Source organism: Mesorhizobium sp. M7A.F.Ca.US.002.01.1.1, from assembly GCF_004022955.1.
GTDB lineage: Bacteria > Pseudomonadota > Alphaproteobacteria > Rhizobiales > Rhizobiaceae > Mesorhizobium > Mesorhizobium ciceri.
Genome location: NZ_RZQE01000148.1, coordinates 1 through 12,340 on the forward strand (window position 1 = coordinate 1; position 12,340 = coordinate 12,340).

General features: G+C 64.2%; 9 protein-coding genes. 4 read left to right on the forward strand and 5 right to left on the reverse strand.

Features of this window, described 5'->3' with window-relative positions; all coding sequences use genetic code 11:
• Together EN932_RS16425 and EN932_RS16430 are read left to right on the forward strand one after the other, a co-directional pair.
• A partial coding sequence (locus tag EN932_RS16425; RefSeq protein WP_164778792.1) for an adenosine kinase occupies window positions 1-956 on the forward strand: 956 nt, incomplete at its 5' end.
• Between the two features lie 389 nt (window positions 957-1,345).
• Window positions 1,346-2,047, forward strand: coding sequence for an antitoxin Xre/MbcA/ParS toxin-binding domain-containing protein (locus EN932_RS16430; RefSeq protein WP_127384829.1), 702 nt, complete (start codon window positions 1,346-1,348; stop codon window positions 2,045-2,047).
• 33 nt (window positions 2,048-2,080) lie between these two features.
• Here the strand turns inward: EN932_RS16430 and EN932_RS16435 are convergent, their stop codons facing one another.
• Window positions 2,081-4,360 (reverse strand): NADP-dependent malic enzyme, encoded by a 2,280-nt coding sequence (locus tag EN932_RS16435; protein ID WP_024501796.1) that lies wholly within the window; start codon window positions 4,358-4,360, stop codon window positions 2,081-2,083.
• Between the two features lie 213 nt (window positions 4,361-4,573).
• Here EN932_RS16435 and mutS point away from each other — a divergent pair, with 213 nt between their 5' ends.
• Window positions 4,574-7,303, forward strand: coding sequence for a DNA mismatch repair protein MutS (mutS, locus tag EN932_RS16440; protein WP_127384830.1), 2,730 nt, complete (start codon window positions 4,574-4,576; stop codon window positions 7,301-7,303).
• Here the strand turns inward: mutS and EN932_RS16445 are convergent, their stop codons facing one another.
• The 3 genes from EN932_RS16445 to EN932_RS16455 all read right to left on the reverse strand — a co-directional run bounded on the left by EN932_RS16445 (window position 7,304) and on the right by EN932_RS16455 (window position 11,176).
• Window positions 7,304-8,149, reverse strand: coding sequence for an aldo/keto reductase (locus EN932_RS16445; protein WP_063169905.1), 846 nt, complete (start codon window positions 8,147-8,149; stop codon window positions 7,304-7,306). It lies immediately after the preceding gene.
• A gap of 86 nt (window positions 8,150-8,235) precedes the next feature.
• On the reverse strand, window positions 8,236-8,628 hold the full coding sequence (locus EN932_RS16450; protein ID WP_013528057.1) for a DUF305 domain-containing protein: 393 nt from the start codon (window positions 8,626-8,628) through the stop codon (window positions 8,236-8,238).
• Window positions 8,629-8,671: 43 nt separating this feature from the next.
• The gene (locus EN932_RS16455) at window positions 8,672-11,176 is read right to left on the reverse strand and encodes a heavy metal translocating P-type ATPase (protein ID WP_127385368.1); all 2,505 of its coding nucleotides are present in this window, start codon (window positions 11,174-11,176) and stop codon (window positions 8,672-8,674) included.
• A gap of 189 nt (window positions 11,177-11,365) precedes the next feature.
• Between EN932_RS16455 and EN932_RS16460 the strand changes: the two genes are divergently transcribed.
• A complete protein-coding gene (locus tag EN932_RS16460) occupies window positions 11,366-12,190 on the forward strand; it encodes a glycosyltransferase family 25 protein (protein WP_127369548.1) in 825 nt (274 codons plus the stop codon).
• Here EN932_RS16460 and EN932_RS38415 read toward each other — a convergent pair.
• Window positions 12,160-12,340 (reverse strand): hypothetical protein (locus tag EN932_RS38415; protein WP_206618939.1); only part of this gene is annotated, 181 nt, incomplete at its 5' end. The two genes, EN932_RS16460 and EN932_RS38415, sit on opposite strands and share 31 nt — an antisense overlap.

Sequence of the window (12,340 nt, forward strand, 5' to 3'; positions counted from 1 at the left end):
TTGTCGACATCATCGCCCAGTGCGACGAGGAATTCCTCGAGACCAACGGCATCATCAAGGGCGCGATGAACCTCATCGACACACAACGCGCCGAACTGCTCTACAGCCGCATGGGCCCGGCGATCGAGGCGTCCGGCGGCAGCGCCGGCAACACGGCGGCCGGCGTCGCCAGCTTCGGCGGCCGCGCCGCCTTCTTCGGCAAGGTTTCCAACGATGCGCTGGGCGAAATCTACGCCCACGACATCCATGCACAGGGCGTCGCCTTCGACACCACGCCGCTCAAGGGCGAGCCGCCGACGGCGCGGTCGATGATCTTCGTCACCCCTGACGGCGAGCGTTCGATGAACACCTATCTCGGCGCCTGCGTCGAGCTTGGGCCGGAGGATGTCGAGGCCGATAAGGCTTCTGGCGCCAAGGTCACCTATTTCGAAGGCTATCTGTGGGACCCGCCGCGCGCCAAGGAAGCGATCCGCCAGACGGCGAAGCTGGCGCACGCAGCAGGCCGCGAAGTGTCGATGACGCTGTCGGATTCGTTCTGCGTCGACCGCTACCGCGACGAATTCCTCGAGCTGATGCGTTCGGGCACGGTCGACATCGTCTTTGCCAACAGCCACGAGATCAAATCGCTCTACCAGACATCCTCGTTCGACGAGGCGCTGGCGCAGATCCGCAAGGATTGCCGGATCGCCGCCGTGACCCGCTCGGAAAAAGGCTCCGTGATCGTGCGCGGCGACGAGACGGTGGTGATCAAGGCGACCGCCATCAAGGAACTGGTCGACACGACGGGCGCCGGCGATCTCTATGCCGCCGGCTTCCTGCATGGCTACACGCAAGGCCGCGACCTGCAAACCTGCGGCGACCTTGGCTCACTGGCGGCCGGATTGGTGATCCAGCAGATCGGCCCCAGGCCCCGGCAGAATCTGCGCCGCGAGGCTGAGCAGGCGGGATTGCTGTAGGGGTCCCGACGCTTTTAACCTCTCCCCTTGTGGGAGAGGTCGGATTGCCCCGATTTGTCCTTTACAAATCGGATGGCAATCCGGGTGAGGGGTAGCTTGGCGCCAAGCTGGAACACCCCTCAACCGTCTTGGCGCTACGCGCCAATCCACCTTCTCCCACAAGGGGAGAAGGAAATGCCGTCGCGCGGCTGTCACACATGACACCTACACGCAATCTGGGCGCCCGCGACTAACATCTGTGCGCCCTCAATCAGTTGGGGTGTCAAGACATGCAAGACAGCAAGCTGTCGGGCGGCAGGATCCGTCGCCGCCGTGATTTCCGTTTTCCGCACTAGAAGTTCAACAATCGGCCGCAGCTGAGGGGGAGCGCGCGGCCAGAAGACAGATGCATGAACAGATTTCAAATCCAGGGCCTCAAGCAGGACGACTTCGCGGAGATGGTCGCGGAAGACGTCGAACGTGCACTTGCCCACTATGACGAGGCCATCAACAAGCCCACCATGGTCTCGGTCGGCAAGATCGCCGGCAGCATAGCGTCCGCTGTCACCTTGCTGTCACCGAAGCACCAGCGCGCCATCGACGCCATCCATGCCGACCTGCCCGGCCTGGCCTCGAAATTCGTGCGCGCGCTGGCGGCGGAAGCCGCGCGCCGCAGCGAAGCCGGTATTGCCGGCGTGACAAATCCGCCGACGACCCCGTTGGCCGATGTCGAGCCTCCTTCGCTGCCAAAGTCCGACGATCTCGAATCGATGCTGATCGAGGACTGGGCCGGCCGCGTCGCCGGTTCGACCTATCTGGAAGAGCATCTGCGCATCGCCCGCTCGACCCTGCACCGCTGGCAGCGGCGGGGTGAGGTCATCGCCTTGCGCAAGGGCGGCCGCAAACATGTCTTCCCGCTGGTGCAGTTCGTCGACGGCCGGCCGGTTGCAGGCATTCGCGACGTGCTATCCCTGATCACCAATCCGAGGCTCGCATGGCTGTGGCTGACGCGGCCCTCGGCGCAGCTCGACGGCCGCGTCCCGATCGACTTGCTGCGGCAGGATCAGGTGGACGAGGTCGTCGAGGCCGCTCGCATATTCGCGCCGGGCTGAACGCCTCGCCGACTCACCGCTGAGGCCAGCCCCTCAAGTCCCCGCCGTGTACGCCGCGATCGCCGCCATGTTGACGATATCGCTGTCCTTGGCATTCAGCGACACGATCTGAACCGGCTTGTTCAGGCCGACCAGCAGCGGCCCGATCACCGTCGAGCCGCCGAGTTCCTGCAACATCTTGGTCGAAATCGAGGCCGAGTGGAACGCCGGCATGATCAGCACATTGGCCGGGCCGGTCAGGCGGATGAACGGATATTGCGCCATGGCGCGGGCGTTGAGGGCGACGTCGGCGGCCATTTCGCCGTCATATTCGAAATCGACGCGGCGCTTGTCGAGGATGCGCACGGCTTCCTGGACGCGCTCGGAGCGTTCGCCCTGCGGATGGCCAAAGGTGGAATAGGCGAGCATGGCGAGCCTCGGCTCATAACCCATGCGGCGGGCAAAGCCTGCCGCCTCCTCGGCGATGTCGGCGATCTGCTCGGCGTTCGGCATATCGTGCACGGCGGTGTCGGCGACCAGCACGGTCTTGCCCCGCGCCAGCACGATCGAGACGCCGATGACGCGGTGGCCGGGCTTGGCGTCGATGACGCGGCGGATGTCGTCGAGTGCGGTCGAATAGTTGCGGGTGACGCCGGTGACGATGCCGTCGGCGTCGCCCAGCGCCACCATGCAGGCGGCAAAGTGGTTGCGATCGTTGTTGATCAGCCGCTGGCAGTCGCGAAACAGGAAGCCTTTGCGCTGCATGCGCTCGTAGAGGTAGTCGGTGTAGATGCCGTTGCGGCGCGACAGCCTTGCATTGATGATCTCGATGCCTTGTTTGTTGAGATCGATGCCGGCGTGCTTGGCGTTTTCCTTGATGACGTCGTCGCGGCCGAGCAGGATGGCGGTGCCGAGCTTCTGGTTCACATAGGAGACGGCGGCGCGCATGACCTGTTCCTCCTCGCCCTCGGCGAAGACGATGCGCTTGGGCTGGCGGCGCACGCGGTCGTAGATGCGCTGCAGGGTCGAGGCGATCGGGTCGCGGCGGGCCGACAGTTCCTGCGCGTAACGGTCGAGGTCAAGGATCGGCTTGCGGGCGACGCCTGAATCCATCGCCGCCTTGGCGACCGCAATCGGAATGGCCGAGATCAGGCGCGGGTCGAACGGCACCGGGATGATGTAGTTGGGGCCGAATTTCGGCCGATTACCCTGATAGGCGGCGGCAACGTCGTCGGGCACGTCCTGGCGCGCCAGTGCCGCCAGCGCCTGGGCGGCGGCGATCTTCATGTCGTCATTGATGGTGGTTGCCCTGACATCCAGCGCGCCGCGGAAGATATAGGGGAAGCCGAGCACGTTGTTGACCTGATTGGGATAATCGGAACGCCCTGTGGCCATGATGGCGTCTGTGCGGATTTCGGCGACCTCCTCCGGCGTGATTTCCGGGTCGGGATTGGCCATGGCGAAGATGATCGGGTTCTTGGCCATCGACTGCACCATGGCGGTGGTCAGCGCGCCCTTGGCGGAGAGGCCGAGGAAGACGTCGGCGCCGTCGAGCGCCTCGGCGAGACTGCGCGCCTCGGTCTTGACCGCATGCGCCGATTTCCACTGGTTCATGCCTTCGGTGCGGCCCTGGAAAACCACGCCCTTGGTGTCGCACAGGATGATGTTTTCGGGCGAAAAGCCCATCGCCTTCATCAGCTCGATGCAGGCGATGCCGGCGGCGCCGGCGCCGTTGCAGACCATTTTCGTGGTCTTCATGTCGCGACCGGTGATCTCCAGCGCGTTGATCAGGCCGGCGGCGGAGATGATCGCAGTGCCGTGCTGGTCGTCATGGAAGACCGGAATGTCCATCAATTCGCGCAGCCGCTGCTCGATGATGAAGCATTCCGGCGCCTTGATGTCCTCGAGATTGATGCCGCCGAAAGAGGGCCCGAGGAAACGCACGCAGTTGATGAACTCGTCGGCGTCCTCGGTGTCGACCTCGAGGTCGATGGAATCGACATCGGCGAAGCGCTTGAACAGCACCGCCTTGCCCTCCATCACCGGCTTGGAGGCCAGCGCGCCGAGATTGCCGAGACCGAGGATAGCCGTGCCGTTGGAGATGACGGCGACCATGTTGCCGCGCGTCGTGTAGTCGAAGGCGCGCGAGGGGTCTTCGGCGATGGCCAGGACCGGAACCGCGACACCAGGCGAATAGGCGAGGCTGAGGTCGCGTTGCGTCGCCATCGGCTTGGTGGCGACGACCTCCAGCTTGCCGGGGCGACCCATGGCGTGGAATTCGAGCGCTTCCTGCGCACTGACGGACGGACCGCTGTTCTCGGTTTTCCTGGCCATGATGTTCTTGATTTCCTCACCGGTGCAGCACCTCGTTGAAGCGGGTGCTTTGTGTCGGACCGAATTAAGACCACGCGCCGCCGCGTGTAAACCGCCAGCGTGCGGAATCGCGGTTGGTACGCGCGATTGCGGGCATCCTGCCGTCCCGGTCGTCCCCTGTTTTTCGAAGCCCCGGCATTAAACCGCGCGATCACATCTGCTAGCGTGCGGCGCATGAACATGCACAGCCCGAACGAGCCGGACGCCCCCGAGGCGATGACGCCGGTGCCGACCGCCCACGCCGGCGCCACGCCGATGATCGAGCAATTCATCGAGATCAAGGCGGCAAACCCGGATTCGCTGCTGTTCTACCGCATGGGCGATTTCTACGAGCTGTTCTTCGACGATGCCGAGAAGGCGAGCCGGGCGCTGGGCATCGTCTTGACCAAGCGCGGCAAGTATCAAGGGCTCGACATTCCGATGTGCGGCGTGCCGGTGCATGCTGCTGACGACTATCTGCAGAAGCTGATCGGCCAGGGTTTCCGCGTTGCCGTCTGCGAACAGATCGAAGATCCGGCCGAGGCGAAGAAACGCGGCGGCAAATCGGTGGTGCGCCGCGATGTGGTGCGGCTGGTGACACCAGGCACCATCACCGAGGACAAATTGCTGGCGCCGTCGGAATCGAGCTTCCTGATGGCGCTGGGGCGGGTGAAAGGCGGAGCGGACCACTCCTTTGCGCTGGCCTGGATCGACATCTCGACCGGCGCCTTCCGCGTCACCGACACCACCGCCGACCGGCTTTTGGCTGACATCTTCCGTGTTGATCCGCGTGAGTTGATCGTTGCCGAGCCAGTGTTCCACGATCCGGAGCTGAAGCCGGTGTTCGACGTGCTCGGCCGCGTCGCCAGCCCGCAACCACCGTCACTGTTCGATTCGGCGTCGGCGACAGGGCGCATCGCCCGCTTCTTCGATGTGGCGACGCCGGACAGTTTTGGCGCCTTTTCGCGCGCCGAACTATCGGCGATCTCGGGCGCCATTGCCTATGTCGAGAAGACGCAGAAAGCGGAGCGCCCGCCGCTGTCGCGGCCCGAACGCGAGGAGCAGGGTTCGACCCTGTTCATCGATCCGGCGACACGCGGCAATCTGGAACTGCTGCGCACGCTGTCGGGCAGCCGCGAAGGCTCGCTGTTCAAGGCGATCGACCGCACGGTGACCGGCGGCGGCGCAAGGCTGCTCGCCGACCGGCTGATGGCGCCGCTGACCGACCCGGCGGCGATCGGCGCCAGGCTGGACTCAGTGTCGTTCTTCCGTTCCGAAACGCGACTTTGCCAGGCGGTGCGGTCGAGCCTGAAGAGCGTTGCCGACATGCCCCGCGCGCTGTCCAGGCTGGCGCTCAACCGGGGTGGGCCGCGCGACCTCGGCGCGCTGCGCGCCGGCTTCGAGGCTGCAGGCGCGATCGCCGAAATCTTTGCCGCCACCGCCCTGCCCCCGGAACTTGCGGCGGCATTGGCCGCCATCCATGCACTGCCCCAAGCGCTTTCGCAGCATCTGATGCAGGCACTTGGCGACGAACTGCCGCTGCTCAAGCGCGACGGCGGCTTCGTTCGTGGCGGCTACCATGCCGATCTCGACGAGATGCGGGCGCTGCGCGACGAATCGCGAAAGGTGATCGCCGGGCTGGAACGCTCGCTGATCGACGAGACCGGCATCCGCTCGCTGAAAATCCGGCACAACAATGTGCTTGGCTACTATATCGAGGTGACCGCCAACCATCATGCGGTGATGACCAGCAGCGATGGCGCCAAGGCGCGCTTCATCCACCGCCAGACCATGGCCAACGCCATGCGCTTTACCACGACCGAGCTTGCCGAGCTCGAGACCAAGATCGCCAATGCCGCCGACCGGGCGCTCAACATCGAACTGGCCGCCTTCGAGGCGCTGACGACGGAAGCGGTCGGCGAAGCGGAGAAGATCCGCGCCGGCGCCGATGCGCTGGCCGTGCTCGATGTCTCCGCGGCGCTCGCGCTTCTGTCGGAAAGCGAAGCCTGGTGCCGGCCGGTGGTGGATTCGAGCCTTGCCTTCGAGATTACGGGCGGGCGGCATCCGGTGGTCGAACAGGCCTTGCGCCGCTCCGGCGAAGGCCCGTTCGTCGCCAACGATTGCGACCTGTCGCCGGAGGGAGCTGCCCGGAACGGCGCCATCTGGCTCCTGACCGGCCCGAACATGGGCGGCAAGTCGACGTTTCTCAGGCAAAACGCGCTGATCGCCATCCTGGCCCAGACCGGCTCGTTCGTACCGGCGACATCGGCCCATATCGGCGTCGTCGACCGGCTGTTCTCGCGCGTCGGTGCCTCGGACGATCTGGCGCGCGGCCGCTCGACGTTCATGGTCGAGATGGTCGAGACGGCGGCGATCCTCAACCAGGCCGGTGAGCGCGCACTGGTGATCCTCGACGAGATCGGCCGCGGCACCGCCACTTTCGATGGCCTGTCGATCGCCTGGGCGGCGGTCGAATATCTGCATGAGAAGAACCGCTGCCGGGCAATCTTCGCCACCCATTTCCACGAAATGACCTCGCTGGCCGGCAAGCTGGCGCGGCTCCACAATGTCACCATGCGGGTCAAAGAATGGGAAAACGACGTCGTCTTCCTGCACGAGGTCGGCAAGGGTGCCGCCGACCGCTCCTACGGCGTGCAGGTGGCGCGGCTGGCCGGCCTGCCGGAAGCGGTGGTCGACCGGGCCAAGGAAGTGCTGCACCAACTGGAAGAGGGCGAAGTTTCGGGCAAGACCAACCGGCTGGTCGACGATCTTCCATTGTTTTCGGTGGCGGTGAAACGAGAAGCGCCGAAGCCGATCAAGAGCGACGCGCTGGGCGCGGCACTTGGCGACATCAACCCGGACGAAATGACGCCACGCGAGGCGCTGGAAGCGCTCTACCGGCTGAAGGGGTTGGCGGGGACGTAGTCAGATCATCTCCAACCCGCGCTTGCGCGCTGGTGGCGGGAAAGCGCGGTCGAGATCGGCGATGTCCTGCGGCGCAAGCTTGATGTCGAGCGCAGCGACATTCTGGCGGACATGCTCCTCGCTGCTGGCCTTCGGGATGGCGATGACGCCCTCCTGATGCATCACCCAGGCCAGGGCGATTTGCGCTGGGGTCGCATTGTGGCGCCCGGCAATGGCTTCGAGCCTGGCATTGCGCGCCAACGCACCCTGCTCGACCGGCGAATAGGCCATCAAGGGGATGCCGCGCTGCCGGCTCCAGGGCGCCAGATCGAATTCGAGGCCACGCCGGACCAAATTGTAGAGCACCTGGTTGGTCTGGACATTGCCGCCATCGGGCAGGCCGATCAGCTCTTCCATCTCGTCGGTGTCGAAATTGCTGACGCCCCAGTGGCGGATCTTGCCGGCCTTTTTCAGGGCCTCGAAGGCCGCGACGGTTTCCGTCAATGGCACGCTGCCGGGCCAATGCAAGAGATAGAGATCGATGCGGTCGGTGCGCAGGCGTTTCAGGCTGTTTTCGCAGGCCCGCTGCACGCCCGCGCGCGAGGCGTTCGACGGTAGCACTTTCGAGACCAGGAAGGTCTCGTCGCGGCGCCCGGCAATGGCTTCGGCCACCACCTCCTCGGCACCGCCGCTGGCATACATTTCGGCGGTGTCGATCAACGTGATGCCGAGGTCGAGGCCGAGCTTGAGGGCATTCACCTCATCGGCGCGGCGACGGGAATCTTCGCCCATCTTCCATGTGCCCTGGCCAAGCACCTGAACGGCTTCGCCGGAGGGCAGTTTGGTGGTTCTGATGGTCGGTGGCATGGCGGGCTCCAGTTAGGGCCGGATCGCATCGCAGGCTGGGCGATAAATCCAGAGGCGTTCTCGCCGCGCTGGCGATGGCTGAAGACTTACTTCACCGGATGGGCGGCGAGCCAGGCCTGCATCTGCTTGATCTCTGCTTCCTGCGCGGCGATGACGCCTTCGGCCAGCTTGCGGATTTCCGGGTCCTTGCCATTGGCAAGTTCAACCTTGGCCATGTCGATCGCACCCTGATGGTGCGGGATCATGCCTCTGACGAAATCGACGTCGGCATTGCCGGTATAGTCGGACGCCATCATGTCGGCATGCATCTTGTCCATCGCCGCCTTGTAGCCTTCCGTCGAAGGACTGGTCGCGTCCGTCGCCATAGCGCCCATGTCGTGTTTCATCTCTTCGCTCTGCGCCGGAACGCTTTCGAGGAAGACGGCAACCAGCATTCCGGCCGCCATCAGCAGCAGCACGAGTTTTTTGGCGAAGGTCATACATGGTCTCCTGTTGGATGGGTTTCGTATTTGGGGGCTTGGATCAGAGTTTCAATGTTCTCAGCCGCAATGCGTTTGCGATCACCGACACCGAGGACAGGCTCATCGCCGCCGCTGCCAGCATCGGCGACAGAAGCGTGCCAGTGAGCGGATAGAGCACGCCGGCGGCGACCGGCACGCCAAGCACGTTGTAGAGGAAGGCAAAGAACAGGTTCTGGCGGATGTTGCGGATCGTCGCCTGAGCCAGCGTGCGCGCCCGCACGATGCCGTTGAGGTCGCCTTTGACCAAGGTGATGCCGGCGCTTTCGACGGCGACATCGGCGCCGGTGCCCATGGCGATGCCGACATCGGCGGCGGCAAGGGCCGGTGCATCGTTGACGCCGTCGCCGGCCATGGCAACGCCGGTGCCTTTTGCGCGCAGTTCCTCGACAAGGGCTGCCTTCTGTTCCGGCAGCAGGCCGGCGCGGACCTCGTCGATGCCGAGGCTTCTGGCGATCGCGTTGGCCGTGCGTTCATTGTCGCCGGTCGCCATGACGATCCGCAAGCCGCTTTCATGCAGCGCCTTGATCGCCTCGGCCGTCGTTGTCTTGATAGGGTCGGCGACGGCGACGATGCCGGCCGGTTTTTTGTCGACAGCAACGAACATCGCCGTCTTGCCTTCGAGTTGCAGCGCCTCGGCCTTGGCCGAGATGGATGCGATGTCGACGCCAAGGTCGACCATCATCGCGGCGTTCCCGAGTGCGACCGTCTTTCCCGAGACCGAACCGGACACACCCTTCCCGGTGACCGCCTCGAAGCCGCTGGCCTCTGCAACGGTCACGCCGCGCGTAGCGGCGCCGTCGACGATGGCTTCAGCCAGCGGATGCTCCGAGCCTTTCTCCAGGCCCGCGGCAAGCGCCAGCAATTCGTCTTCGGAGAAGCCGTTTGCCGTGACGACATCGGTCAGCTTCGGCCGGCCTTCGGTCAGCGTCCCCGTTTTGTCGACGATCAGCGTGTCGACGGAAGCGAAGCGTTCGAGTGCTGCGGCTTCCTTGATCAGCACGCCGGCATGCGCCCCGCGCCCGGTGGCGGTCATGATCGACATCGGCGTCGCCAGGCCGAGCGCACAGGGACAAGCGATGATCAGCACCGACACCGCCGAGACGATGGCAAAGATCAGGCTGGGCTCGGGTCCAAACACGGCCCAGGCGATGAAGGCGATAATCGCGACAAGGACGACGGCCGGGACAAAGTAGAAAGAAACGCGATCAGCCAACCCTTGGATCGGGGCGCGCGAGCGCTGCGCCTTGGCGACGAGCTCGACGATGCGCGCCAGCGTCGTCTCGGCGCCGACCTTCTCAGCGCGCATGATCAGCGCACCATTCTTGTTGAGCGTGCCGCCGGTCAGCGCATCGCCCTCGACCTTCTCGACCGGCAACGGCTCGCCCGTGATCATCGATTCGTCGAGCGAGGACCGTCCTTCCAGCACCGTGCCATCGACCGGCACGGCGTCACCGGGGCGTATGCGCAGGCGATCGCCGGCCTTGACGGCGGCGAGGGGCACGTCGTTTTCGGAACCATCGGCGGCGATCAGCCGCGCTGTCTTCGGTGCGAGATCGAGCAAGGCGCGGATCGCCGAACCGGTCTTTTCACGGGCGCGCAGCTCCAGCACCTGGCCAAGGAAGACCAGCGCGACGATGACGGCGGCAGCCTCGAAATAAACCGGCACCGCACCGCCATGGCCGCGGAACTGATGCGGAAAGATATCCGGAAACAGCGTGGCGACGACGCTGTAGAGATAGGCAGCGCCGACGCCGAGCGAGATCAGCGTCCACATGTTGGGGCTGCGGTTGACGAGCGAATCCCAGCCGCGGTGGAAGAAAGGCAGTGCCGCCCACAACACGACGGGGCTGGCCAATGCCAGCTCAAGCCAGACCTTCGTCCGCTCGTCGACAAAAGCCTGGAAAGTCAGGCCAAGCATCGGCGCCATGGCGACGACCAGCAAAGGGACGGAAAGAGCGGCACTGACCCAGAATCGCCTGGTGAAATCGACCAGTTCCGGATTGGGACCCTCGTCACCCGTTGGTATGCCCATCGGCTCCAGCGCCATGCCGCATTTCGGGCAGGATCCGGGCTTGTCGCGGACGATCTCCGGGTGCATCGGGCAGGTGTATTGCGTGCCCTTGGGCATCGGCTGCGGTGCTGGCCTGCCGCCGAGATATTTTTGCGGCTCCGCCTCGAATTTCGCCTGGCAAGCGGCCGAGCAGAAATAGAAGCCCCGGCCTTCGTGGCGGGCAAAGTACCTGGCTGTCGCGCGGTCGACGCTCATGCCGCAGACCGGATCGGTGGCGGTCAGGAATTTTTCCGGTTCGGCGACGAATTTCGTGCGGCAGCCCTGGCTGCAGAAATGATAGAGATGGCCATCATGCTCGGCCGTCGGCTTGCCAGCCGCCGGATCGACAGTCATGCCGCAGACCGGGTCGCGGACGACGCTCTTCGTGGTGGGCACGACGCCTTTTGTCGAGCAGCAGCTACCGTGCGCGTGATGATCGTGATCTGAATGCGTCATTCGAAAATGCCTTGATGGATCGCTGTGTGACGTGGAGATAGGGCTTCCAGTAACTGGAAGGTCAAGGGCTGTTTCGACTTTTCTTCTCCGGTCCACGGCGCGTCCATCCACCCCAGAAAAAGTCTCACGCGGCAACACCAGGCCTGCTAGAAAGCGCGAGCGTCGCGGGGGTGGGGATTTTCTTCGGCAATGAAGCGTCTGGTCATCAATCTCGATCGGTCTCCCGATCGCCTTGCCCGTGTGACGGCGGAGTTTGCCCGCATCGGCGTTGCATTCGAACGCGTTCAGGCCATAGACGCACGCGACCGGCCGGAGCTGGACCAGCTGCCGCAAAATGTCGGATATCGGAACAGGCTGCCATTGACTGACGGCGAGATCGCCTGCCTGCTCAGTCACCGGGCCTGCTGGGCTGTCATCGCCCAAGGCGACGCTCGCTACGGGGCGATTTTCGAGGACGACATCGTCTTTGCCGCAAAAGCCGGCGCATTGCTTCGCGACAGCGACTGGATCCCAGCCGATGCCGAAGTCGTCAAGCTCGAAAGCTACTTCTGTAAGACCGTGATCCGACGCAAGCGCATTGCCATCGGTCACGGCTTTTCCACATCCAAACTCGACGCCGGACATATAGGAACCGCCGGCTACATCATCTCCAGGCAAACCGCGCTCGACCTGATCAAGGCCACCGAGAAGATCGGCATCGCTGTCGACGACCTTGTCTTCAACCCCGAGTTTTCGGTTTTGCGAGGCGAGACGATCTATCAGCTTGTTCCTGCGCTCTGCGCGCAAGATCAGTTCCTTGGCGACAGGGCGCTCCAATTGCCAAGCCTGCTCAGAGAAAAGCGGGATATCCAGTGCGCCGCACCCGCCGGGACCGGGAAACGCAGAAAGACAGCCATAGCGCGGGTCAAAGCCGAGGCTCGGCGAATAGGCAAGCGCATTGTCGATTTCGGTCGACTGAAGCGGAGAATGGTCATTCCATTTACTTATCCGAGCCAAAACTCAGCCGGGTCTTGAACCGGCTTCAACGCCCCATACCCAGCGCCGCCAAAACGCGCTATAGACGCCGCCGAAACGGCAAGGCCGACTGGATATATGGCAAGAATCTCCCTGAAGCTCGACGAATTGATCGACGGCGAAGCCTTGCGCCGCGAGATGACCGCGCTG